This window comes from Streptomyces durmitorensis (assembly GCF_023498005.1).
Lineage (GTDB): Bacteria > Actinomycetota > Actinomycetes > Streptomycetales > Streptomycetaceae > Streptomyces > Streptomyces durmitorensis.
The window spans coordinates 5,573,093-5,597,959 of sequence record NZ_CP097289.1 but is presented as its reverse complement, the minus strand read 5'-3'; the positions used below and the strand labels follow the sequence as shown (position 1 = coordinate 5,597,959).

The following is a 24,867-nucleotide window of genomic DNA, read 5'->3' as shown; positions in this document are numbered from 1 at the left end:
TGGTGGGGACGGGGATGCGTTCAGTCGAGCGGGAATCCGGTGTAGCTCTCCGCGAGGTCGGCATCGGCCGAGCGCGACGAGGCGATGCGGTCCAGCTGGGCGAGCTGGATGCGGTCGTCGAAGGGGGTGGCTTCGGGGGCGCGGTGCAGCATCGTGGTCATCGCGTACGAGAAGCGCTCGGCCTGCCAGACGCGGCGCAGGCAGGTCTCCGAGTACGCCTCCAGGCGGGCGTCGGAGCCGGTCTCGCGGTACTCGGCGAGGGCGCGGGCGAAGGTGACGACGTCGCCGACGGCGAGGTTGAGGCCCTTGGCGCCGGTGGGCGGGACGATGTGGGCGGCGTCCCCGGCGAGGAAGACGCGTCCGTGGCGCATCGGCTCGTGGACGTGGCTGCGCATGGGGGTGACGGACTTGGAGGTGATGGGTCCGCGCTTCAGCGTCCAGGCGGGGTCGTCCGTCTCCAGGCGGCGGTCGAGCTCGTCCCAGATCTCCTCGTCGCCCCAGTCGGCGGCGTCCGTGCCCGCGGGGACCTGGAGGTAGGCGCGCGTGACGGTGGGCGAGCGCATGGACAGGAGGGCGAAGCCGCGGTCGTGGCGGGCGTAGACCAGTTCGTCGTGCGAGGGCGGCACGTCGGCGAGGATGCCGAGCCAGCCGAAGGGGTACGTCCGCTCGAAGACCCGTGAGACATCGGCGGGCACGGCCTTGCGGGCCACGCCCCAGGAGCCGTCGCAGCCCACCACGTAGTCGCATGCGAGGACGTCCTCGCGGCCCTGGTGGCGGAAGCGGACGCGCGGGCTCTGGGTCTCGGCGCCCTCGACGGCGAGCGCCTCGGCCTCGAAGAGCAGCGGGCCGCCGGCGGCGAGCTGGAGGGCTATGAGGTCCTTGCAGACCTCGGTCTGGGCGTAGACCATCACGGACCGGCCGCCCGTGAGCGCGGGGAAGTCGACGCGGTGCCTGCGGCGGTCGAAGCGCAGCTCGATGCCGTCGTGCCCGATGCCCTCGCGGTCCATGCGGGCGGCGGCGCCCGCCTCGCGCAGGACGTCGACGGTGCCCTGCTCCAGGATCCCGGCGCGCTGGCGCTGCTCGACGTAGGCGCGGTCCCGGGTCTCCAGGACGACGGAATCGATGCCGGCGTTGTGCAGCAGGCGGGCGAGGAGCAGGCCCGCCGGTCCGGCTCCGATGATTCCGACGGTGGTGCGCATCGGCCGACCCCTCCACTTGTTCGTCTGGTGAACTTTCGTTCATAATGTGCTGACGGGAGTCTCCGACCGGACCCAGCGGCTGTCAACGGTTGCGGGGCAGCCACTTTCGGTGCGCCCGGTTCCACCCCCGCGCGAGGAGCGGCGCCATGCCAGAAGAGTCCGTACGCGAAAAGTCCGTACGCGAAGAGTCCGTACGCCCCCTGGAGCGCGGCCTCGCGGTCCTTCGCGCCCTCGCGGTCGCCGACCAGGCCAGGGCGGGCGACCTCGTCCGCGCCACCGGCCTGGCCCGCTCGACGGTGGACCGGGTCGTGGCGACCCTGGCCCGCATCGGGTACGTACGCGAACAGGGCCAGGAACTCCACCTCACGCCCCGCCTGATGGAGCTCGGCAACGCCTACCTCGCGGCGAGCGGGCTCAGCGGCGAGGTCGCGGCGCGCACCGCACGGCTCGCGGACGAGCTTGACGAGTCGGTGTCCCTCGCGGTGCCGGACGGCGACGGCGTCCGCTTCGTGACGCAGGCCGCGCGGCGCCGCGCCATGTCGGTGGCGTTCCGCATCGGCGATCTGCTCCCCGCCGAACGGTGCGCGCCGGGCGCGCTGTTCGCCGCCGAGTGGGACGAGGCCGCGTGGGCGGCGTGGCGGGCCCGGGTGGCCGCCGACCCCGAGGGGCGCGCCTTCCCCGCGCTGCCGCCGGGCCCCGCGTCCACACCCCCGGACCTCACGGACCGCGTGGAGCGCTCGCGCGTGACGGGCTGGGCCCTGGACGACCAGTTGATCGAGCCGGGCCTGATCGCGACGGCGGTCCCGGTGCGCGACGCGACGGGCCGCGCCCGGTACGCCCTGTCCGCGGTGAGCCACACCAGCAGGCACACGGCACAGGGCCTGGCGGATCTTGTGCTGCCGAGGCTGCGCGCGGAAGCGGCGCTCCTGGAGTCCCTGCCGACCGCACAAGCCACGTACGCGGAGCCTGAATTGACGGAGGTTCAGGAATCCGCCACGGCGGACGCCAAGGCCGAACTGGGTCCCGGCTTCCTCCAGTCGCTCGCCCGCGGCCTCACCGTCCTGCGCGCCCTGGGCCGGGCCCGCGGCGACGGCCTCCCGCTCACCGCCGTCGCCGCGGCCACGGGCCTGCCACGGGCCACCGCACGCCGCTGTCTGCACACCCTGGAGGCCGAGGGGTACGCGGCGCACGACGGCCGCCTCTACCGCCCGCTCCCCCGCATCATGGAGCTCGGCTACGCCCGCCTCTCCCGCCTCGGCTTCGCCGACATCGCCGAGCCGCACTTGCGTCAACTGACGGGCCGCGTCCACCAGTCGGCCTCGGTGACAGTGCTCGACGGCACGGACATCCTGTACGTGGCGCGGGCCGCGACGGTCCGCGTGATGAGCGTCCACATCACGCTCGGCACGCGCTTCCCCGCCTACCCCACGGCCATGGGCCGCGTCCTGCTCGCCGGGCTGCCGGAGGCGGAGCGCGCGCGCCTCCTGGAGGCGGCCCCGCCCAAGCCCCTCACCCGGCGCACCGTCACCGACCCGGCCGCCCTGCACCGCATCCTCGACCGGGCCGCCGCCGACGGCCACGCCACCGCGGACGAGGAGCTGGAGGAGGGCCTGCGCTCGGTCGCCGTACCGCTCAGGGACGCGGCAGGACGCGTGGTCGCCGCCCTGAACGTGGCCCAGCACGCGGGCACCGCCCCGCTGGAGGAGACCATCGAGGCGCTGCTTCCCGCGCTGCGCGAGACGGCGGCGGCGATCGAGGCGGACCTGCACACGGCGGCCCGCTTCAACGGCGTACTGATGCCGTAGCGCCATAGCGCCGACGGCTTGGTGGAGGTGCCCGGAGCCGGACTTGAACCGGCACGCCCGCTAGGGGCAGCGAGGTTTAAGCTCGCCGTGTCTGCATTCCACCATCCGGGCAGGCCATGGGCTCCGCATCAAGTGATTCGACCCTATCGGGAGGCGTCCCCCGAACAGCGGAACAACAGCCCGATGTTGTCTTATTTTATTGACGTCTGAGGGTGCATCAGCCACCGGTACAGCCCATCGGTACATGCCGCAGGCCCTTCCACCGCTGTGCGCCCTCCGGTACGGAATGACGGAATTTAGCCGCTTCCGGAATGTCCCCGGGTCACTGGCAGGTGCTACCCGTGTCAGGGGCCGAGGTCATCCCCAGGTATGACACAAGCGCCTCGAGTCCGACTGGAGAGGGCCCTCGGAACCGGAACAGCGGCTGACTACACGGCGCGGATCCGCAAGCACGATGGAGTACGTCCCCACTCGTCGTCCCGACAGGAGCACCGCCCCGTGACCACCACCCCCTTCGCCGCCCGCACCACCGCAGTGGCCGCGCGCGCCACGGACCTCTCCAAGGTGTACGGCCAGGGCGAGACCCAGGTGGTCGCCCTGGACCATGTCTCCGTCGACTTCCGGCAGGGCGAGTTCACCGCGATCATGGGCCCGTCGGGCTCCGGCAAGTCGACCCTGATGCACTGCGTCGCCGGGCTCGACAGCTTCAGCGGCGGCTCCGTGCGGATCGGCGAGACCGAGCTGTCCACCCTCAAGGACAAGCAGCTCACCAAGCTCCGCCGGGACAAGATCGGCTTCATCTTCCAGGCCTTCAACCTCCTCCCGACGCTGACGGCCCTGGAGAACATCACGCTGCCGATGGACATCGCGGGCCGCAAGCCGGACACTGCGTGGCTTGAGCAGGTCATCGCCATGGTCGGCCTGGCCGGGCGGCTCAAGCACCGGCCCACCGAGCTGTCCGGCGGGCAGCAGCAGCGTGTCGCCGTGGCCCGTGCGTTGGCCTCTCAGCCGGACATCATCTTCGGCGATGAGCCCACGGGAAACCTGGACTCCCGCTCGGGCGCCGAGGTCCTCGGCTTCCTGCGCAACTCCGTACGCGAACTGGGCCAGACCGTCGTGATGGTCACCCACGACCCGGTGGCCGCGGCGTACGCGGATCGCGTGATCTTCCTGGCCGACGGGCGCATCGTCGACGAGATGGTCGATCCGTCCGCCGACGGCGTGCTCGACCGGATGAAGGCCTTCGACGCCAAGGGACGAACGAGCTAGCGCCGTGCCACGTCCGCAGGTTCGCCGCCTGCGCGTACGTCGTGGCTGGTCGCGCAGTTCCCCGCGCCCCTTTGGGGCGCTCCTCTTCTCTCCCACCAGGACTTGACTCCCATGTTCCGTACCGCCCTGCGCAACGTGCTCGCGCACAAGGCCAGGCTGTTGATGACCGTGCTCGCCGTCATGCTCGGCGTCGCCTTCGTCTCCGGCACCCTGGTCTTCACCGACACCTTCGGCAACGCCTACAAGAACAAGTCGGCGAAGAGCTTCGACCATGTCTCCGTCGCCATCCAGCAGTTCGGCGGCGAGGACGACGAGACCAAGCAGAAGCCGCGCCTGACCGACTCCCTCGTGAAGAAGGCGGGCAGCCTGCCCGGCGCCGACTCCGCGATCGCCGGTGTCTCCGGCTTCACCGCGCTCGCCGACAAGGACGGCAAGCTGGTGGGCGGCGAGTGGGGCACCTCCGGCGCCAACTACTTCCCGGGCAAGGACGGCAAGGACCCGCGCTACGACTTCACCAAGGGCGCCGCCCCGAAGTCCGCCGGTGACATCGCCCTCGACTCCCGCACCGCCGCGCGCACCGGCTACAAGGTCGGCGACACCGTCCGCTACTCCACCGACGGACCGGTGAAGCAGGCCAAGGTCAGCGGCGTCTTCGACACCGAGGACGGCAGCGTCCTCGCGGGCGGCAGCCTGGTGGTGTTCGACAACGACACCGCGCGCACGGCCCTCGGCAAGACCGAGTACGACGAGATCGACGTGAAGGCCGCGGCGGGCACCTCCGAGACGGCGCTGAAGAGCTCGGTCGACAAGATCCTGCCGAAGGACACGGACGCCGTCACCGGCGCCGAGCTCAAGTCCGACCAGGACCGCATGATCGAGCAGCAGACCAGCTCGATGAGCCAGGTCCTGCTGATCTTCGCCGGCATCGCGCTCTTCGTCGGCATCTTCATCATCGCCAACACCTTCACCATGCTGGTCGCCCAGCGCACCAAGGAACTGGCCCTGATGCGCGCCGTCGGCGCCTCCCGCCGTCAGGTGACGCGCTCCGTGCTCATCGAGGCGTTCCTGGTGGGCCTGGTGGCCGCCGTGACCGGCTTCGCGCTCGGCATCGGCGTGGCCGTCGGCCTGGAGTCCCTGATGAACTCCGCGGGCGCCTCGCTGCCCGACGGGCCGCTCGTCATCGCCCCGCTCACGATCGTCGTCGCCCTGATCATCGGCGTGGTCGTGACCATGCTGGCCGCCTGGCTGCCGGGCCGCCGCGCCGCGCGGATCCCGCCGGTCGCCGCGATGAACAGCGTCCACGCGACGCCGACCGCACGTGGCCTGGTCGTCCGCAACACCATCGGCTCGGTCATCGTCGCCATCGGCACGGTCATGATGTTCATGGACGACAACTACGTGATGGCCGGGGGCGCCGCGACCATCCTCGTCGGCGTCATCGTCCTCACGCCGCTCCTGTCGCGCCCCTTCATCGCCGCGTCGGCCCCGCTCCTGAAGCCGTTCGGCGTCCCGGGAAAGCTGTCCCGGCTCAACTCGGTGCGCAACCCGCGCCGTACGGCGTCCACCGCCGCGGCGCTGATGATCGGCCTGACCCTCATCACGGCGATGACGGTCGTCGCGACCTCCATGAGCAGCGCCATCAACAAGATGGCCGCGGGCTCCCTGAAGGCCGACTACACCGTCTCCATGGCCAACTACGAGCCGCTGACCCCCGAGGTCCGCGAGAAGCTGGACAAGCTCCCCGACGTCGAGGCGAGCAGCCCGCTGCGCACGGCCTACGGCGAGCTGGACGGCTCGTACAACCAGGTCACCGGCGTCGACGAGAAGGACTTCGGCAAGGTCGCGAGCCTGGACTTCACCAGCGGCTCGCTCGCGGGCCTGAAGGGCGACTCCACGCTCCTGGACAAGAAGACCGCGGACAAGAAGGGCCTCAGGACCGGCGACACCGTCCCGGTGAAGTTCGACGACGACAAGACGGTCAAGCTGAAGATCGCCGGCATCTACGAGCAGAACGAGATGATCAACGGCCTGTTCACGCCGCTCTCCGTGGTCGACGCGCACATGTCCAAGATCACCGACCAGCAGGTCCTGGTGAAGATGGCGGGCGGCACCTCCGACAAGGCCGAGGACTCCATCGTCAAGGCGCTCGGTGACAACCCCGCCCTGAAGATCCAGGACAAGGACGCGATCAGCAACGAGATCGGTGGCGCGATCAACATGATGCTGAACATGCTCTACGGCCTCCTGGCGATGGCCATCCTGATCGCGGTGCTCGGCGTCATCAACACCCTGGCCATGTCGGTCTTCGAGCGGAAGCACGAGATCGGCATGTTGCGGGCCATCGGCCTCGACCGCGCGAAGGTCAAGCAGATGGTGCGCCTGGAGGCGGTCATCATCTCCCTGTTCGGCGCGGTGCTCGGCATCGGCCTCGGCCTCTTCATGGGCTGGGTCGCGGGCAACAGCATCTCCGGCACGGTGAAGACGTACTCCATGGAGATCCCGCTCGGCCGTATCGCGATCTTCCTCTGCATCGCGGGCCTCGTCGGTGTCCTCGCGGCGATGTGGCCGGCCCGCAGCGCGGCCAAGCTGAACCCGCTGATGGCGATCAAGGCCGAGTAGCACCGGCCGTTACGTGAACGAGTGGGGCCCCGGGCGATCGCCGCCCGGGGCCCCACTCGTTCACGTACGCACCGCCTCGTGCCGCCTAGTTCCAGTCGCGGGCCCGCAGCGGCATCCCCGAGGCGCCCACCTCGGAGGTCTTCACCGCGAGGACCTGGTTGACGCCGATGTGGTTGTGCTCGAAGGCGAGCGCGGACGCCGCCATGTACAGGCGCCAGATGCGGGCGCGGCCCGGTGACGTGAGCCGCTGGCCCTCCTTCCAGTGGGCCTCCAGGTTGGCGACCCAGCGGCGCAGCGTGAGGGCGTAGTGCTCGCGGATCGCCTCGACGTCGCGCACCTCGAACCCGGCGCGCTCCAGGAGCCCGACGGTGGACCCCACGGGGGCGAGCTCACCGCCGGGGAAGACATAGGCGTCGATGAAGTCGTCCACCGTGTACGACGACTCGTCGGCCTGCGGCCTGCGCGCGATCTGGTGGTTGAGGAGGCGCCCACCGGGTTTGAGAAGGGCGTGCAGGTCGTGTGCGTACTCCAAGTACCGCTCGGCGCCGACGTGTTCGGCCATACCGATGGAGGAGATCGCGTCGTACGGACCGTCGCGCACGTCGCGGTAGTCCTGGACGCGGATCTCGATCCGGTCGGTCAGGCCCTCCTCCGCGATGCGCTTCCTGCCGTACGCGGCCTGCTCCTGGGAGAGCGTGACGCCGACGACGGTGACGCCGTGCTCGCGCGCCGCGTGGATGGCCATGGAGCCCCAGCCGCAGCCGACGTCGAGCAGCCGCATGCCGGGCTTCAGGTCGAGCTTGCGGGAGATGAGCTCCAGCTTGTCGCGCTGGGCGTTCTCGAGGGTGGAGTCCTCTGACTCCCAGTAGGCGCACGAGTAGACCATCGAGGGGCCGAGCACCAGCTCGTAGAAGTCGTTGCCCACGTCGTAGTGGTGGCTGATGGCCTGGCGGTCGCTGCCCTTGGTGTGCAGATGGAGGGTGCCACGCCTGCGCATCTCCTCCTGCGGCGGGGACGGCGGCAGGAACGGCGCGGCGAGGCCGATCAGGGAGCGGGCGGCGGAGCGGAACTCGGGGTCGCGCAGGGACTCCCTGAGGGTCCGTGCGTCCTCCTCGCGCTGCCAGATGAAACCGGCGAGCCGGTCGAGCGCGGCGTACAGATCGCCCTCGACGTCCAGGTCCCCGGCCACCCAGGCACGGGCGAGGCCCAGCTCGCCGGGCTTCCACATGAGGCGGCGCAGGGCGCGGCGGTTGCGTACGACGAGGGTGGGGGCGCCCGGCGGGCCTGCTTCGGAACCGTCCCAGGCACGAATACGTACGGGGAGCGGGGCTCCCAGCAGTTGTTCGGCAAGGCTCTTCAGCCGCCGTGCGGCATCGGGCATGGTGCACACCTCCGTGATTCGGGATATCCCGGATAGGTTCAACACCACGTAAACACCAACCGGGCGCTCCCGCAGTCCCGTTGCCGCGTCACGGATCGGCAAAATACATGTAGCCAACACGTATAAAGGGCCGGAAAAACCCGAAGGGGCCGCCCGCACCACGGATGGCGGACGGCCCCTTCGGGGCTGTTCAACGACCGGAGGTCAGGAGGCCTTGGCCTTCTCCTCGGACCCGGCGGACCCGGCGGACCCGGCGGACCCGGCGGCGACCGGCTCGGCCTTGGCCGCGGCGGGCTTCGGCGCGGGCTTGGCGGCCTCGTAGAACTCCTCGCGCGGCGTCTCCATGGCGCCCAGCGAGACGACCTCACGCTTGAGGAAGACCGCGAGCGTCCAGTCGGCGAAGACACGGATCTTGCGGTTGAACGTCGGCATCGCCATGCCGTGGTACGCGCGGTGCATGTACCAGGCCAGACGGCCCTTGAGCTTGATCTTCATCTTGCCCATGACGATCATCGCGACGCCCTTGTGCAGGCCCAGACCGGCGACCGCACCCTTGTTGGCGTGGCTGTACTCCTTCTGCGGGAAGCCCCGCATGCCGGAGATCACGTTGTCGCCGAGGACCTTGGCCTGCCGCAGCGCGTGCTGGGCGTTCGGCGGGCACCAGGCGTTCTCGTTGCCGGCCTTGCGGCCGACCATGTCCGGCACCTGGGCGTTGTCGCCCGCGGCCCAGATGTAGTCGGTGCCCTGGACCTGGAGGGTCGTCTGGGTGTCGACGTGGCCACGGGGGCCGAGCGGCAGACCGAAGCGGGCGAGCGCCGGGTTCGGCTTGACGCCGGCGGTCCACACGATGGTGCTGGAGTCGACCTCAAGGCCGTTGTTGAGCACCACGTGGCCGTCCACGCAGGAGTCCATGCCGGTCTTGAGGTAGACCTCGACACCGCGGCCCTCGAGGTGCTCCTTGCCGTACTGGCCGAGCTTCGGGCCGACCTCGGGGAGGATCTTGTCCGCGACGTCGACGAGCACGAAGCGCATGTCCTCGCGCTTCACGTTGTTGTAGTACTTGGCCGCGTCGCGGGCCATGTCCTCGACCTCACCGATGGTCTCCGCACCCGCGAAGCCACCGCCGACGAAGACGAAGGTCAGCGCCTTGCGGCGGACGTCCTCGTCCGTCGTGGAGTCAGCCTTGTCCAGCTGCTCGAGGACGTGGTTGCGCAGGCCGATGGCCTCCTCGATGCCCTTCATGCCGATGCCCTGCTCGGCGAGGCCGGGGATCGGGAAGGTGCGGGAGACCGCGCCCATCGCGATGACCAGGTAGTCGAAAGGCAGCTCGTACGCCTCGCCCACGAGGGGGGCGATCGTCGCGACCTTGCGGTCCTGATCGATGGTGGTGACCCGGCCGGTCAGAACTTCCGCCTTGGGCAGCACGCGTCGCAGCGGGACGACGACGTGCCGAGGCGAAATGCTGCCGGCTGCGGCTTCGGGGAGGAAGGGCTGGTAGGTCATGTACGACCGGGGGTCGACGACCGTGACGGTCGCCTCTCCGTAGCGCATCTTCTTGAGGATGCGCCGAGCTGCGTACAGGCCTACGTACCCACCGCCTACTACGAGGATCCTGGGACGCTCCGTGGTGCTCATGCCATCGAGTATCCACCCGCCCGAGGGGGGTCGCTCGTGCGCCCCTTCACAAGCATGGGTAGGCCCTCTGCTACACTTCGCCGCCCACGTGACGCAGGTCATGACGCCCCAGGGGAACCACGGGATGACCCGAGACGTTGTGCACCCCTTGTGAGCTGCCGCTCTGGCCTCCGGGGCCCAGTGAACCACTCCCCCGGCCCACGCTCCGGGCCCACTCGCGAACCTTCACCATCGCGGGTCGCGAGGCCCTCTGGGATCACTTTTAGGGGTCCGGAACCCCTGAACATCGTCCAACCGAGCCGATTTCCTTGTGAAGAACTTCACGAAGTTTCCCGACGGCGTGTCGCCGCGGGGCCTTTCGACCCCCTCGACGGCCGCTCAGACGCTACATGACGCGCTCAGGCGATCGACCAGCCGATGCCGTCGAGGATGTCGTGCTCGCTGACGACGACCTCCCGGGCCCCGGTCCTTTCCATGATCGAAAGAAGCACGAGCGCGCCCGAGACGATGACGTCCACGCGCCCCGGATGCATCACCGGGATCGCGGCGCGCTCGTCGTGCGTGGCCCGGCTCAGGCGTCCGACGATCTCGCTGACCCGCTCGTACGAGACACGGGAGTGGTGGATCGCCTCGGAGTCGTACGCGTCGAGGCCGAGCGCGACGGCGGACACGGTGGTCACCGAGCCCGCGAGGCCGACCAGGGTCCGCGCCTCGCGGATCGGCACGGTCTCCTCCGCGAGGTCGAGCGCGGCCTCGATGTCGGCGCGTACGGCGTCCAGTTCGGCGGGAGCGGGCGGGTCGGTGCGGATGTGCCGCTCCGTGAGGCGCACGCAGCCGATGTCGACGGAGCGGGCGGCACGGACGTGGTCCTCGCCGACGACGAACTCCGTGGAGCCGCCGCCGATGTCCACGACGAGGTAGGGCTTGGCGAGGTGGTCGCTGCCCGCCAGCTCCTTCGTCGCGCCCGTGAAGGAGAACTCGGCCTCCTGGTCACCGCTGATGACCTCCGGCTCGACGCCGAGGATGTCCAGGACGCCGCGTACGAAGTCGTCGCGGTTCTCGGCGTCACGGGAGGCGGAGGTCGCCACGAAGCGGAGGCGTTCGGCGCCGTGGGACTTGATGACCTCGGCGTACTCGCGGCAGGCCGCGAAGGTGCGTTCCAGGGCCTCCGGAGCCAGACGGCCCGTCTTGTCGACGCCTTGGCCGAGGCGGACGATGGTCATCCTGCGGTCCAGGTCGACGAGTTCGCCTGTCTGCGGGTCCGCGTCTGCCACGAGCAGGCGGATCGAGTTCGTGCCGCAGTCGATGGCAGCTACGCGGGTCACTCTGGGGGCTCCTCAGTTGAATCGGTACTCGGCAGCTCGGCAGCTCGGCAACGAGGACGCCGACCTACTCCTCCGGCAGGGACACGCACGCGCCCTTGCGCCACCACTCCGGGAGCATCGCGATCGCCTCGTCGCCCAGGGGGTTCACTCCGGGGCCCGCGGCCAGGGAGTGGCCGACCAGGACGTGCAGGCACTTCACGCGGTCCGGCATGCCGCCCGCACTCGGGAAGCCCTCCAGGACCTCGATCGCGTCGCGGCGCGCGATGTAGTCCTCGTGCGCCGCGCGGTACGCGGCGGCGAGCTCCGGGTCCGTCGCGAGGCGCTCGGTCATCTCCTTCATGACGCCGTTCGCCTCCAGCGTGCCGATCGCGGAGGCCGCGCGGGGGCACGTCAGGTAGTACGTCGTCGGGAACGGCGTCCCGTCCGGAAGGCGCGGCGCCGTCTCGACGACGTCCGGCTGCCCGCACGGGCAGCGGTGGGCGATGGCCCGCAGGCCGCGCGGCGGGCGGCCGAGCTGCTGCTTGAAGGCCTCGACGTCGGCGTCGGTGGGCTCGGTGCGCGGGGTGGTCGGCGGGGGCGTTTCCATGCCTGTCTTTCGATCGGTTCCGTAGAAGTTCTGTGGGGCTCGGACTCGGATGTCAGAGGTTCTGATGTCGCTCAGTCGTCGTCGTCCGGGCGGTCGGCCTTGTCGACGCCGTCCCAGACGTTCGAGTACCAGGGCCTGGCGGCCGCCCCCTGGTCGGTGTGCTGCTTCTTCGCCGCCTCGGGGTCGACCACCGTGAAGCCGGTCTCGCCCGGCATCACATAGTGCAGCCGGTCCCGGATGCGCTGCTCCGCGTACTCGTCGTCCCGCCAGCGGGCCTTCTCGTCCCGCAGCTTCTCGACGTTCTCGCGGCGCTCGGCCTGCTCCTTGCGCTGATCGGCGATCTCCGCGCGCTGGGAGACGTACTGCCTTATCGGGTAGGCGAGCGCGACGACCAGCGAGCAGAGCACGAGCGCCAGGAGCGCGGCGCGTCCCGTGAGCCGGGAGCGGCGGGCCTGGCGCTTGGTCTGGGAGCGGTAGACACGCTCCGCGGTCTGTTCGCCGAGCAGCCGCAGCCTGGTCGCGGTGGAGAACCGGTCCCGGTCCTTCACGGCCATGTCCCCGCCTCCCGTTCACACGCGCGTACGTCCCCGCACACGGTACGGGACCGAGTACGGGGACGTACGTAACTACAGCGTGGCTACGGCTCAGCCCTTGCTGTGCCTATTAGTCCGCAAAGCGGAACCGCGGGAAGGCGCTGCGACCGGCGTAGACGGCCGCGTCGTCGAGGATCTCCTCGATGCGGAGCAGCTGGTTGTACTTGGCGACGCGCTCGGAGCGGGCCGGGGCGCCGGTCTTGATCTGGCCGCAGTTGGTGGCGACGGCGAGGTCGGCGATGGTGACGTCCTCGGTCTCACCGGAGCGGTGCGACATCATGCACTTGAAGCCGCTGCGCTGGGCCATCTCGACGGCGTCGAGGGTCTCGGTCAGCGAACCGATCTGGTTGACCTTCACCAGGAGGGCGTTGGCCGACTTCTCCTCGATGCCACGGGCCAGGCGCTCCGGGTTGGTGACGAACAGGTCGTCGCCCACGAGCTGGACCTTCTCGCCGAGCTTCTCGGTGATGACGTTCCAGCCGGCCCAGTCGTCCTCGAACAGCGGGTCCTCGATGGAGACGAGCGGGTACGCGGCGACGAGCTCCTCGTAGTACTCGGTCATCTCGGCGGCCGAGCGGGACTTGCCCTCGAACTCGTACTTGCCGTCCTTGTAGAACTCGGACGCGGCGACGTCGAGCGCGAGCGCGACCTGCTCGCCGGGGACGTAACCGGCCTGCTTGATGGCCTCGAGGATGAGGTCGAGCGCGGCGCGGTTGGAGTCCAGGTTCGGGGCGAAGCCGCCCTCGTCGCCCAGGCCGGTGGAGAGGCCCTTGTCCTTCAGGACCTTCTTCAGCGTGTGGTAGACCTCGGTGCCCCAGCGCAGGGCCTCGGAGAACGACTCGGCGCCGATCGGCGCGATCATGAACTCCTGGATGTCGACGTTCGAGTCGGCGTGCGACCCGCCGTTCAGGATGTTCATCATCGGAACGGGCAGCAGGTGCGCGTTCGGGCCGCCGAGGTAGCGGAAGAGCGGGAGGTCGGAGGCCTCCGACGCGGCGTGCGCGACGGCGAGCGAGACGCCGAGGATGGCGTTGGCGCCGAGCGAGCCCTTGTTGTCGGTGGCGTCGAGGTCGAACATCGCCTGGTCGATCAGGCGCTGCTCGGTCGCGTCGTACCCGACGAGCTCCGGGCCGATCTGCTCGATGACGGCGAGGACGGCCTTCTCCACGCCCTTGCCCTGGTAACGGTTGGGGTCACCGTCACGGAGTTCGATGGCCTCGAAAGCACCGGTGGAAGCACCGGACGGAACGGCGGCACGACCCGTGCTGCCGTCGTCGAGGCCGACCTCGACCTCGACCGTGGGGTTGCCTCGGGAGTCCAGGATTTCCCGGGCTACGACGACGTCGATGGACGGCACGAGCATCTCCTTCTGGGATGTGACGCGGGTACGCGGGGCGTTGGCCTCGCGGACACGAGCCTAACCGGCTCCCGGGCAACAGCCAGCCGAGCGACCGTCCTGTGGACAAACCGAGAGCAAAAAGTTTCCGAACGGAACAAAGCGGTGCGGACAAAAAAGAACCCCGCCCCGGTGCGTACGGGGGATACGCGCACCGGGACGGGGTGGACCCGTGGGGACGGGGGTGGGCGGGCGGCGCCTCCGCCGAAGCGCCGCCGCTCAGCTCTCAGCGCTTAGCTGAGGTGGAGCTGCTGGCCCGGGTAGATCATGTCGGCGTTGTCGATGATGTCGCCGTTGAGCTTGTACACCTTGTGCCAGCCGCCCTTGACGTCCTTCGCCTCGGCGATCTTGGAGAGGGTGTCACCCTTCTTGACCTTGTACTCGCCGTCGCCCTTCTTGACCTTCTTGCCGGTCGGGGTCTCGACGGTCTTCTTGGACTCGGTCTTGGGGGCCTCGGCCTTCGGAGCGGCCTGCTGCGGCTGCTCGGTCTGGGCGCTGGGCTGGCTCTTCGGCTGCTCCTGGGGCTGGGTCTGCTGCGGGGCGCTCTCCTGCGCACCGCCACCCTCGTTGGAGGCGCCCGAGAGGCCGACGCCGCAGCTCGGCCAGGCACCCTTGCCCTGACCCGCGAGGACCTTCTCGCCGATCTCGATCTGCTGGGCCTTGGAGGCCTTGTCGGCGGTGGGCGCGTACTTCGTACCGCCGTACGCGGCCCAGGTGGAGGACGAGAACTGCAGTCCGCCCGTGTAGCCGTTGCCGGTGTTGATGGACCAGTTGCCGCCCGACTCGCACTGGGCGACGGCGTCCCACTCGGAGTTGGTCGCGGCGGAGGCCGAGCCGGCCGCCATCAGCGGGGCGGCGACCGCTACACCGGTGACGCCGGCGAGCGTGGCGACACGGGTGGCCTTGGACGGGCGGCGGTGCTTGCCCTTGCTGGAAAACAGCATGAGTGATCCCCTCACCGACGCCTGCGAGGTGAGCTGTCGGGTTCGGGCCGATGAAGTTGCCCGGCCGCGCTTCCTGAGCGCGGCTTAACCCCTAGCCGTTCCCGTCCGTCTCTTCGCATCGCTCTCGCGATGCTGAACGGCCGGGCCCGGCGGAAACCTTGGTTCCCCCGCTCCTGCCTACGGCGCTTACGCGACGACTGTTCCCGAACGGCCGTTGGCAGGACTCGGCGTACCGACCGGCGGGGCCCGCTGTGGCGAGCGGTCACGACCGTAGACATGCGATCGGCCGAAACTCAAAGACGATCAGGGCTTCTGAGACCCATCTCTCACTTGCGCCAATTGGGACATCAAGCGCAAAGCGACTCGCCAACTACCCCTACTTTTCGCCCAAATCGAGGCTCTGACCGGGAAGGATGAGATCGGGGTCGGAGCCGACCGACTTCTCGTTCTCCTCGTACAGCTCGGCCCACCCGCCCTTCACGTCGAGGTCGTCCGCGATGCCCCAGAGGCTGTCTCCGGAGCGGACCGTGTACGTCCCGTCGGAGCCGTCCTTCTGACGCTCGTCGCCACGGGACGCGTGCCGGCCCGAACCCTCGCGGGTGGCGCCGTCGGAGGCCTTGTCGTCCGCGCTGCCGCCGCGGTGGCGGCCCTCACCCTCACCGGCGGGGGTGCCGGGGGCGGGTGAAGCCTCGTCGTTCTGACCGGACTTGCCCGAGTCGCCGGACTCATCCGACTCACCCGACTTGCCCGGCTCACCCGACTCGTCGTGATTCTTGTCTCGCGTCTCGTCGTCGGCGTCGGGCTTCTCGGAAGGCTTCGCCGAGGGCTTGTCCGAAGACTTGGTGTCGTCCGAGGGATCGGCCGACTCGCTCGGCGACGCACTCGGCTCGCCCGTCTCGGCCGACTCACCGTCACCGGGCTCGGTCGACTCCGACGGCTCGTCCGACGGCACCGTGGTGATCGGGGCGCCGGGGTCGACGTCGGCGGCGGCGCCGTCCTGGGTGAGACCGGCGATCGGCGCGCAGCTGGGCCAGGCGCTGATCCCCTGGTCGTCAAGAACCTTCTCGGCGACGGAGATCTGCTGCGAACGGCTGGCCTGGTCGGCGCTCGGCGCGAAGTCGAGGCCGCCGTACTCCTCCCAGACCTGCTGCGAGAGCTGGAGCCCGCCGTAGTAGCCGTTGCCGGCGTCCGCGCTCCAGGATCCGCCGCTCTCGCACTCCGCGAGCTTGTCCCACGTGGCGGTGTCCGCCGCGCTCGCACTGGTGGCGCCGAGCAGCGGGATGGCGATGGCCGATCCTGCGACTCCTGCCGCGACGATCAGGGCCGGGGCCTGGCGGGGGCGTCGGTGACGACCATTGCCGGAGATCATGCGGTTGCCTTTCGCGTGACTGGAGCGACGACTGCGGCACGGGATGCCGAGTCGTCGGTGAACGTAGCGGCAGTCGAACGCTTGTCACAAGTCGATGCAGCGGAGATCACGTGAAAGTCACAGTCTTGACGGTCCGTCAGCTAAACGTCGTTTCCGGGGTCGAATCTTTGCTCTGCTGTGCGGGTGTGAACTCCACGGGCAGCGTGCGGAGTCCGCGCATGATGAGCCCGCCGCGCCATCTCAAATCACCAGGTTCCACCGCGAGTCGCAGGTCAGGGAGGCGCCGCAGAAGAGTCGCGAGGGCGGCCTGCCCTTCGAGCCGGGCGAGCGGCGCACCGAGACAGTAATGAATGCCATGGCCGTAGCCGAGGTGTTGGTTGTCGCGCCGGGAGAGGTCGAGCGTGTCCGGCCGGTCGAAGCGTTCGGGGTCACGATCGGCGGCGGCGAGGACGACGAGGACGGGGTCGCCGGCGGCGATGTCCTCCCCTCCGATGGTCAGCGGCTCGGTGGCGAACCGCCACGTGGCGAGTTCGACGGGACCGTCGAAGCGGAGGAGCTCCTCAAGACCGGTCTCCAGGAGGCCGGTGTCGCCGTCCCTGAGGGAGCCCTGGAGCCGCTCGCGCTGCTCGGGGTGGGTGAGGAGGGCGTAGGTGCCGTTGCCGATGAGATTGACGGTGGTCTCGAACCCGGCGAAGAGAAGGATGAAGGCCATCGCGGCGGCCTCGTTCTCGGTGAGGTGCTCACCGTGGTCCGAGGCGCGGATGAGCCCGGAGATGAGGTCGTCGCCGGGTTCGAGGCGCTTGCGGTGGATCAGCTCGGCGAGGTACCCGCGCATCTTCTTCACCGACCGGGCGACACCGCCCCTGGGCCCTCCGCCGTGGCGGATCATCATCCCCGCCCAGTCACGGAAGTCGTCCTGGTCCTCGCGGGGCACGCCGAGCAGGTCGCAGATGGCGTAGATGGGGAGGGGGAAGGCGAAGTCGTGGATGAGGTCGGCTTCCCCCTTCTCCGCGAACTGGTCGATGAGCCGGTCGGTCAACTCCTGGACGCGGGGCGCGAATTCGGCGATACGGCGGGGCGTGAAGGCCTTGGAGACGAGGCGGCGCAGGCGGGTGTGGTCCGGCGGGTCGATGTTGAGCAGGTGCGTCATCAGGTTCGCGCTGCGTTCGCCCGGGATGCCGGTCTTGCTCTTCGCGTGCGCGGGCTCGCCGTGATGGGCGGGGTTCTTGCTGAGCCGCTGGTCGGCGAGCGCCTGCTTGGCGTCGACGTACCGGGTGACCAGCCAGGCCTCCACACCGCTGGGCAGCCGGGTCCTGTGCACGGGGGCGTGCTCGCGGAGCCAGGCATAGGCGGGGTAGGGGTCGGTGGCGAACTCCCACGTGAAGAGCTCTGGCCCCTGGGCCTCGTCTGACCCCTGGGCCTCGGGCGGGGCCCCTGCGGGGCAGGCCGCGGGGGTGGCCTCTGTGGGGGACGGCTCTGCGGGGGCGGGCGGCTGGTCTTGCATGACCCTGACGGTATCCGGCTCCCCGCGCCCCCGCGCCGCTGGTCCGTTACGCCGGGGAGCTCACCGGAAAGCCGAGCTCCTCGGCCGCGCGGGCTAGTTCCTGGCCGTAGGTGACGAACTCCGTGATGTCCTGCCGGAAGGGGTCCGCACTCGCCAGGTGGATGGCGTCGAGCGTGCCGAGCCGCTGAGTCCGATAGGCGGCGGCCCGCGCCATGACCGTGGTGGTGACGTCGGCGAGATAGACACCGCGTACGGCCTGCCCCACAAAGAAGGGGACGCGCTGATGGTCGACGCCCGCGCGATACAGGGTCCGGGTGATCTCCAGGCGGGCCAGTTCGCTGCCGAGCAGCTCCGTCCCGTCCGGCAGCCCGGCCCTCCAGGCGCGCAGCGCCTCGGTCTCCTTCTCCGGCTTGATGAACTTCAGGAGCACACAACTGTCGAGGTAGATCACCGGCGGCGCTCCCTGTCGCGCTCTTCGAGCAGGACGTCGGAGAGACTGCCGAGTTCGGGTGCGAGATCGGTGAACACCTCGGGCATGCCCTGCTCGGCGGGCGCGGTGACGTCGCCCGATTCGAGCAAGCGCTGCAACGTGCCGGGCGCTTCGGTCTCCGGAACCATGCGCAGGACCGGCTTGCCCCGGTCGGTGACGAGTATCGACGCCCCGGCCCGTACCCGGGCCACTGCCTTGGAGGGGTTCTGGTTCAGCTCGCGCAGGCCGATGGTTTCCATGCCCTCAATGTACCTACATCGTGTAGGTACATCAATCGGAAGGTGATCCGACCGCCTCGGCAGCGCGCACCGCATCCCGATAAGCCCGCGCCGCGCCCCGCAGCGCCGCCTCCGGGTCGACCCCCGCTGCCTCCGCGCGCAGGGCAAGCGCGAGGAGTTCGTAGCCGACTCCCTCCCCCGAGGGCAGGGACACCTCAAGGCCCGCTGTCCGCACCCGGGACGCCAGCTTCGCCGCCAGGGCGAGGCTCGGCTGGCCCAGGGGGATTCCCTCTGTCAGGGATGAGCGCTGCTTCTCCTCCGCCTTCGTGCGGAGCCAGTGCGCCTTCACGTCCTCGGGGGTGTCCGCCGAGTCGTCGCCGAAGACGTGCGGGTGGCGGTGGATCAGCTTCTCGACGATTCCGCCCGCCACGTCGTCCACAGAGAAGGGGGAATCCTCGTCGTCCTCGGCGATCCGCGCGTGGAAGACCACCTGGAGCAGGACGTCGCCCAGCTCCTCGCGGAGCTCCTCCCTGTCGCCCTCCTCGATCGCCTCGACCAGTTCGTACGCCTCCTCGATCGCGTACTTCGCCAGGCCCTTGTGCGTCTGCTGGGACGACCAGGGGCACTCGCCCCGGATCTGGTCCATGACCTGGACCAGGTCCAGGAGCCGCGCGCCCGGCAGGTCGTACGAAGCCGGGAGCAGCTCCAGGTCCGGCATCGACACGCGGCCCGAGCCCGCGAGCCTCGCCAGGCCGTCCGTCAGGGCGCGGTCCCCCTCGGCCGTGGCGATGACCAGGACCGTGCGGTCGCCTGCGCACGCCGCCACCAGGTCCTGCGCCGTGGGTGAGGCGTGGTCCACCGTCACACCCGCCTCGTGCAGATACGGCAGCTGGGGGTGCGTGGCGTCGGCGCACAGGACCTCGTCGGCCTCGTGCAGGGCCTGCCACGCGGGCCAGGAGAGCAGGCCGGGGGCCACCCGGTGGCTGGTGGTGAGGAGGATGACGCGGCCGGGGGCGTCGGCCGGGGGCGTGGTTTCGTTCACCCGTCGAACGTAACCCACGGCACTGGCAGCCCTCTCCCCGCGCCGGATCGGGCTCCTCTTACGCCTGCTTGGGACCCGCCGCGCCGTCCCCGGACACCTCACGCACCCACGGCGTCTTCGAGTCCGCGCGCTTGCTCTTGTCCACGTCCCACGTGCCGTACCGCGGGTTCAGGTCGACGTCCAGCTTCTTGGAGGCCTTGGAGAGTGCCTTCCAGAAGGTGGCCTGGCCCTCCGGGGCGTTCATGTCCGCGCCGAGGACCTTCGCCAGCTTCTGCGCCTCGATCTCCGTACGGAGGCTGTCCTCCAGGCGGGACGGGGCGACGCTGTACTGCTGGAGCCAGCCCTGTTCGAGTGCCTTCTTGCCGCCCGCCTGCTGTTCGAGGCCCGCTCTCATCGTCTGGATGTCGCGGCGCGACACCTCGACGCCCGCGTCGGCCGCGGCCTGGTGGAGGACCTTGTCCAGGACCATCGTGTGCAGCGTGCTGCGGGTGAGGCCGCCGGTCTTGGCGATGGCCTGCTCGTACTGCTGCTCGTCCGGGATCGCGGCGCGCTGCGCGTCCCGCACCTCGTTCACCCGGCCCTCCAGCTGCGAGACCGTGATCCGGTCGTTGCCCACGACGGCCGCGGCGCCCGGGTGGGCTTCGCTGCCGCAGGCGGTCAGGAGGGGGGCCGCGGCGATCGCGGCGGCGGAGAGGGTGAGCGCGGTGCGACGGCGGCGGTGCAAGTGAGCCTCCCGGTCGAGAGATTGTGCGGCGGTGCACAAAGTCTTGCGGTGATCGATGTTAGGCAGTGGCCGGTCTCTCGGCCACCCATTCGACCAACGATTCGGGTGGAGTTGGGGCACCCATGGCCCTCACTAACCGCGCACTTGTCCTAGCCACTGCAACGTACGCCTGATCTCCGCCGGGAACGGGTGCCCCACGCCATGCATCCGCTCGGCGTCCATGAGCAGCCGCGCCAGCGTGTCGTGCGCCGCCGCGCGGTCGCCGAGTGCGAGGAGCAGGTGGCCGATGCGGCGGCGGATTTCGAGGGGGCGTTCGCGGTCGTCGGAGGCGTAGCGGTTCTCGTAGTAAGGGAGGAGCGCCCGGTACTCCGCGAGTGCCGCCGCCGGTTCGCCCAGTTGTTCCAGGCACTGCGCGGCCTCGTAGCGGAACTGGAGGGAGTGCGGGTCGGCCTGGCCGGACTCGGCGGCGCGCTCGTCGGCGAGGCGGCGCAGTTCGGGCAGGGCGCGGCGGTACTGGCCGTCGTCCATGAGGGTGGCCGCGTACTGCTTGCGCAGGGAGCGGACCACCGGGGAGTGCTCTCCGTGCTTGGCGGCGGCCGCGGGCAGGATCGAGCCGAGGATGTCCACGGCCTGGGTGATGCGGCCCTCGCCCAGGAGCCGCTTGACCTCGTCGACCGCGCGGACGACGTCCGTCTGGCTGCCGGGTCCGCCCGGCACCTGGCCCTTGTCGGTCCTGTCCGGCTGGATGGCGGGGGTCGGCGCGGGTGTCGCCGCGCGGTCGGGCCACGGCGCGTGCGGGCGCAGGAAGGGGCGGGTGGGGTCGAGCGGGCCGCCGGTCGGTATGCCGCGCGCGGGCAGGAGAGGGGCCAGTTCCTCGTAGACCTCCTGGGCGCTGGCGTGCCGGTGCTGGGGGTCCTTGGCGAGGAGCCGGAGCACGAGGGCTTCGAGGGCCTCGGGGACCTCGGCGCGCAGCCGGCGGACGGGGAGCGGCGGTTCGTAGAGGTGGCGGTGCAGGACGCCGAGCGCGGTGGAGCCGGAGAACGGCACGTCTCCGCTGAGGAGTTCGTGGAGGAGGACACCCAGGGCGTAGAGGTCGGTGTACGGGCCGACCGCGCCGCCCATCGCCTGCTCGGGCGCCATGTACGCGGGGCTGCCGATGGGTGAACCGGTGTGCGTGAGGCGGGTGGTGTCGGTGTCCATGACCGAGGCGATGCCCAGGTCGAGGATGGAGATGGTGCCGTCCTGCTTGACCATCACGTTCCGCGGCTTGAGGTCGCGGTGCACGATCGGCACGGCGTGCACCGCGGAGAGCACGGCGCACAACTGCGCGGCGATCGCGACGGCCCACTGCCAGGGGTAGGGGTCGTGCTCGGCGAGGTGGTCGCCGAGGTCCGCCCCGTCGACGTACTGCATGACGAGGTAGAGGTCCTCGCCCTCCGTGCCCGCGTCGTGGACGGTGACCAGGCCCGGGTGGTCGACCTGCGCGGTGACGCGGCACTCGCGCACGAAGCGGCGGCGCAGCTCCTCGGCCTCGGCGCCCGCGACCCGGTCGGGGCGCAGGAGCTTGACCGCGACGCGGCGGTCGAGGCGTTGGTCGTACGCCGTCCAGACCTGGCCCATGCCGCCCTGGCCGATGAGCGTGGAGAGTTCGTAGCGCCCGGCGACAACGCGGCCGCCCGTCCCCGGTGACACGGTCAGTTGCCGCCTTCCTGCTTGCGCAGGTAGTCACTGAGCTCGTCGAGCTCGGCCTGTACTTGGTGGATGCGGGCCGGTGCGGGGCGCGTGGGCGGGGGCGGCGTCTGCTGGGCCGGCGGCTGGTGCGGCTGCGTGGGCCGGAGGTGGACGGGGGCGGGTCCGGGCTGCTGCGGGTAGCCGTAGGTGGGCTGCGGTCCTGCGTAGCCCATGTACTGCGGCTGCCGGAAGCGGCTGAAGTGCCGTATGTCCGCGAACAGGTAGTAGGCGACGGCGGCCACCAGTGTGCTCAGCAGGACGACCATGCCCGCGTTGCCCGGGCCCTGGAACTCGTCCTCGCCCGGGTCGATGCCCACGAGCACCAGAGCCGTCACGTCGAGCGCGGTCACGAGCCCGAACAGGACCCAGTCGTACGACTTGCGGGTCACGATCGCGAGCCGCAGCATCGGCGCCCAGGCGAGCAGACCGCATGTCACCACGGCGAGGACCACGAACACCACGCGCAGCGTCACATGAGTGCTGCCGGAGGTCGGCGGCGGTTGCTGCGGCGCATAGCCGTGGCCGTGCATGGCTGCTCCTGGTGCCTGATGCGGCCGTGCGTTCGCCTGGGGGAACGCACGGCCGAAGGTCGACATACGAACGAGTGCGGATTCGAGCGTATAGGCCGACAAGGAGAAGCGGTCCCGTGTTGTACCGAACCGTTGCCGTACTGGTCACGTCCTGATCGCGGCCCCCGGCGGAACCCGGTCGTGTCACTCCGGCGGAACCCAGTCGTGTCACTCCGGCGGAAGCGTGCCGTCCGTCAGTCCGTCGTGCAGTCCGCGCACCAACTGCTCGCCCAGCCTGCCCGCGAGACGCAGGGTGTCCTCGAAGGCGGCGAGCGCGCGGAACCGCTCTCCGTAGCCGCGCTGTCCGTCGAGGGGCAGGCGCGGAAGACGGATGCGGCGGACGTCGAGCCGGGCGGCGGTGGAGGCGTAGCTGCTCGCCTGGCGGTTGTTGGCGGTGCCGCGCAGGAACCCGGCGAGGAACCACGGGTCAAGGGCAGCCGGATCGGGGCGCAGGAGGGTGAGTCCCCGGCCGAGCGCGGCTCCGGCCGTGGTCTCGTCGATGACGCGGGCCGCGGTCCCGCCGCCGGAGAGGGGGATGACGACGTCGCCGGGCCGGGTCACCACGGAGTCGGCCGTTTCGCCGACGGCACTCTCCTGTAGTGGGGCGGCGGGCTCCCGTAGGGGGTCGACCGAGCCGGAGGGTTCCGTTCCGGCCAGCACGTCGTGCTCGGTGAGGACCCGCGTGACGCCGGGCGCCGCGGCCCCGGACACCGGACCCGTACGCAGCGAAAGCGCACCCGCGCGGGCGAGTTCACCCACCGTGGTCACCGGCCGGTGGGCCGCGTCGCCCTTCTTGGCGAGCGGCGGCATGAGGTCGGCCGTCCGCCGCACGGCGTCCCCGAGCCGCTCGCGGACGGCCGCGAGCTCCCCCGCACCGCCGCCCGCGGCCGGTGGCGGAAGGCGCCTGGCCGGGGCCAGGTCGACCTCGTCGTCGAGGAGTTCGAGCACCGGCACGCAACGCGCGAGCCCCGGCTGCTCGTCGACGCTCCCGTGCCGGTCGAAGCGCCGCCAGACGTCCACCACCGCGTCCTGCACCGGGCGCCACGCCTGCCGGTCCCTGCCGTCGGCCGCGGCGAGCCCCGCCGTCTCGACGAGGAGCAGCTCGGGCGAGGCCTGCGCGCCGGGCACCGGCTTCTTCAGGACCCACACGTGCAGCGGGATGTTGTACGGGGGCGCGGCGCCCGCGGGCAGCGCGATCACGGCACGCAGGGCGCCGCGGCGCAGCAGATCGGCCCGGACCCGGCGCCCCGAGCGGCGGGACGCGGCGGCGGGCGGCATCAGCAGGACGGCGGTGCCGCCGTCCCGGAGCCGGGCCAGCGCGTGCTGGACCCAGGCGAGTTCGGACTCCGTACGGGCCGGGAAGCCGTACTCCCAGCGGGGGTCGTAGGCGAGTTCTTCGTGCCCCCAGTTGCGCTCGTTGAACGGCGGGTGGCAGAGCACGGCGTCGGCCCGAGCCTGGCCGAAGGCGTCGGCGCGCAGGGTGTCGGCGGCGGCGGCGCGCACGGTGGCGTCGGAGTGCAGGGCCAGGCGAAGGGCCGTGAGGGCGGCGAGTTCGGGGGCGCTGTCCTGGCCGTGGAGGCACTGGTCGGGGCGCGGCTCGACGGCTCGCAGCAGGGCTCCGGTGCCGCAGGCCGGGTCGAGCACGGCCGTCGCGGGCCCGGCGAGCGCGGCCATCAGGTCGGCGGGGCCTGCCGGAGTGAGCGTGTACTGCCGGGGGTTGGCGTCGATGTGCCGCCCGATCAGGAACTCGTACGTCTGCCGGGCGCCCAGCTCGGATGCCAGCTCGGCCACGCCGCGCAGGAGCGGCACGGAGGGCAGGAGGCGCCCGGCGTCCGGGACGGACACGGCCTGCCGCGCACCCTCCGCTCCCCCGCCGAACCGCGGGGCGACCACGTCCTCCAGGACCCCCGGGAGCAGCTCGGCCATCCGCTCGTCCGACACCGCGCTCACCGTGAGCCAGTCCGGGTGCCGGTCGCGTACGAGGAGCAGGGCGCAGCCCGCGTGCAGGAGCGCGGTGACCGGGCCTTCAGGGTGGCCCGCGAGGTGCTGCCAGACGCGTTCCTTGAGCGGTACTTCGCCCAGCTTTCCCAGCTTGCCCTGGGTGCGCAGCCACTCCTCGACCTCGGCGAGTGCGAAGGAGGGGCTGGTCTCGGTGCCGCCGACGGGCTTGGGGAAGTCGGGGTGGCGGCGGCGCCAGTTGCTGACGGCCGCACGGCCGACGCCGGCGAGCCGGGCGATCCCGGCGGCGGTCACCTCTGTCGTGTTGTCCCGCACCGACTGGCTCCCCTCGGTCGCGCTGCCCCCGCCGCGGGTGTGCCCACCGCGGCGCTGTGGCGCCGATCATACCCATCCGCGCACGACCGCCCCCTTCACGACTGTTAACCCACAGTCCATCTCAATCCGTGTTGACTCGGTTCACAGCCTCTGCTGAGATGGCGAAAGCACTTCCGAGTCCCGTGGGGGGATCT

20 protein-coding genes, 1 tRNA gene and 1 riboswitch are annotated in these 24,867 nt (G+C 70.7%); of the genes, 3 read left to right on the top strand and 18 right to left on the bottom strand.

The genetic code is table 11. The annotated features are described in order from the left end of the window. Positions 1–20: 20 nt before the first annotated feature. The gene (locus M4V62_RS25120) at positions 21–1,199 is read right to left on the bottom strand and encodes a 4-hydroxybenzoate 3-monooxygenase (protein ID WP_249589484.1); all 1,179 of its coding nucleotides are present in this window, start codon (positions 1,197–1,199) and stop codon (positions 21–23) included. 146 nt (positions 1,200–1,345) lie between these two features. Between M4V62_RS25120 and M4V62_RS25115 the strand changes: the two genes are divergently transcribed. After that, on the top strand, positions 1,346–3,004 hold the full coding sequence (locus tag M4V62_RS25115; protein ID WP_249589483.1) for an IclR family transcriptional regulator domain-containing protein: 1,659 nt from the start codon (positions 1,346–1,348) through the stop codon (positions 3,002–3,004). A gap of 28 nt (positions 3,005–3,032) precedes the next feature. Here M4V62_RS25115 and M4V62_RS25110 read toward each other — a convergent pair. After that, positions 3,033–3,115, bottom strand: a tRNA-Leu gene (locus M4V62_RS25110). 387 nt (positions 3,116–3,502) lie between these two features. Between M4V62_RS25110 and M4V62_RS25105 the strand changes: the two genes are divergently transcribed. After that, positions 3,503–4,273, top strand: a complete 771-nt coding sequence (locus M4V62_RS25105; RefSeq protein WP_249589482.1) for an ABC transporter ATP-binding protein — start codon at positions 3,503–3,505, stop codon at positions 4,271–4,273. Between the two features lie 111 nt (positions 4,274–4,384). Then, positions 4,385–6,892 carry an ABC transporter permease gene (locus M4V62_RS25100; protein WP_249589481.1) on the top strand — a complete coding sequence of 836 codons (2,508 nt, stop codon included), beginning with the start codon at positions 4,385–4,387 and terminating at the stop codon, positions 6,890–6,892. 85 nt (positions 6,893–6,977) lie between these two features. On the opposite strand, the gene M4V62_RS25095 is transcribed toward M4V62_RS25100, so the two are convergent. The 16 genes from M4V62_RS25095 to M4V62_RS25020 form a co-directional block, all read right to left on the bottom strand. Further along, positions 6,978–8,273, bottom strand: coding sequence for an SAM-dependent methyltransferase (locus tag M4V62_RS25095; protein WP_249589480.1), 1,296 nt, complete (start codon positions 8,271–8,273; stop codon positions 6,978–6,980). A 204-nt stretch (positions 8,274–8,477) separates the two neighbouring features. Further along, entirely contained in the window at positions 8,478–9,908 is a 1,431-nt protein-coding gene (locus M4V62_RS25090; RefSeq protein WP_249589479.1) for an NAD(P)/FAD-dependent oxidoreductase, read from the bottom strand. Positions 9,909–10,306: 398 nt separating this feature from the next. Next, positions 10,307–11,233: a Ppx/GppA phosphatase family protein gene (locus M4V62_RS25085; protein WP_249589478.1), complete on the bottom strand. Its 927-nt coding sequence runs from the start codon at positions 11,231–11,233 to the stop codon at positions 10,307–10,309. 64 nt (positions 11,234–11,297) lie between these two features. Then, positions 11,298–11,819, bottom strand: coding sequence for a DUF501 domain-containing protein (locus M4V62_RS25080; protein WP_249589477.1), 522 nt, complete (start codon positions 11,817–11,819; stop codon positions 11,298–11,300). Between the two features lie 71 nt (positions 11,820–11,890). Continuing rightward, entirely contained in the window at positions 11,891–12,373 is a 483-nt protein-coding gene (locus M4V62_RS25075; protein WP_249589476.1) for an FtsB family cell division protein, read from the bottom strand. Between the two features lie 109 nt (positions 12,374–12,482). After that, a complete protein-coding gene (gene eno / locus M4V62_RS25070; RefSeq protein ID WP_249589475.1) occupies positions 12,483–13,775 on the bottom strand; it encodes a phosphopyruvate hydratase in 1,293 nt (430 codons plus the stop codon). A gap of 266 nt (positions 13,776–14,041) precedes the next feature. After that, complete coding sequence (locus M4V62_RS25065) at positions 14,042–14,752, bottom strand: transglycosylase family protein (protein WP_249589474.1); 711 nt, start codon at positions 14,750–14,752, stop codon at positions 14,042–14,044. A gap of 3 nt (positions 14,753–14,755) precedes the next feature. Next, a riboswitch (cyclic di-AMP (ydaO/yuaA leader) is annotated at positions 14,756–14,947 on the bottom strand. 181 nt (positions 14,948–15,128) lie between these two features. After that, positions 15,129–16,121, bottom strand: a complete 993-nt coding sequence (locus tag M4V62_RS25060) for a LysM peptidoglycan-binding domain-containing protein (RefSeq protein WP_249589473.1) — start codon at positions 16,119–16,121, stop codon at positions 15,129–15,131. A 136-nt stretch (positions 16,122–16,257) separates the two neighbouring features. Beyond that, complete coding sequence (locus M4V62_RS25055) at positions 16,258–17,625, bottom strand: cytochrome P450 family protein (RefSeq protein ID WP_249589472.1); 1,368 nt, start codon at positions 17,623–17,625, stop codon at positions 16,258–16,260. A 46-nt stretch (positions 17,626–17,671) separates the two neighbouring features. After that, the gene (locus M4V62_RS25050) at positions 17,672–18,076 is read right to left on the bottom strand and encodes a type II toxin-antitoxin system VapC family toxin (protein ID WP_249589471.1); all 405 of its coding nucleotides are present in this window, start codon (positions 18,074–18,076) and stop codon (positions 17,672–17,674) included. Continuing rightward, complete coding sequence (locus M4V62_RS25045) at positions 18,073–18,354, bottom strand: type II toxin-antitoxin system Phd/YefM family antitoxin (protein ID WP_249589470.1); 282 nt, start codon at positions 18,352–18,354, stop codon at positions 18,073–18,075. The genes M4V62_RS25050 and M4V62_RS25045 overlap by 4 nt, the downstream gene beginning before the upstream one ends. A 31-nt stretch (positions 18,355–18,385) precedes the next feature. Beyond that, a complete protein-coding gene (locus M4V62_RS25040) occupies positions 18,386–19,375 on the bottom strand; it encodes a nucleoside triphosphate pyrophosphohydrolase (protein WP_249589469.1) in 990 nt (329 codons plus the stop codon). Positions 19,376–19,433: 58 nt separating this feature from the next. Next, on the bottom strand, positions 19,434–20,099 hold the full coding sequence (locus M4V62_RS25035; RefSeq protein WP_249589468.1) for a SurA N-terminal domain-containing protein: 666 nt from the start codon (positions 20,097–20,099) through the stop codon (positions 19,434–19,436). Positions 20,100–20,231: 132 nt separating this feature from the next. Then, positions 20,232–21,791 carry a serine/threonine-protein kinase gene (locus M4V62_RS25030; protein ID WP_425575289.1) on the bottom strand — a complete coding sequence of 520 codons (1,560 nt, stop codon included), beginning with the start codon at positions 21,789–21,791 and terminating at the stop codon, positions 20,232–20,234. 2 nt (positions 21,792–21,793) lie between these two features. After that, positions 21,794–22,360 (bottom strand): hypothetical protein, encoded by a 567-nt coding sequence (locus M4V62_RS25025; protein ID WP_249589467.1) that lies wholly within the window; start codon positions 22,358–22,360, stop codon positions 21,794–21,796. Between the two features lie 207 nt (positions 22,361–22,567). Continuing rightward, the gene (locus M4V62_RS25020; RefSeq protein ID WP_249589466.1) at positions 22,568–24,673 is read right to left on the bottom strand and encodes an N-6 DNA methylase; all 2,106 of its coding nucleotides are present in this window, start codon (positions 24,671–24,673) and stop codon (positions 22,568–22,570) included. Positions 24,674–24,867: the final 194 nt, after the last annotated feature.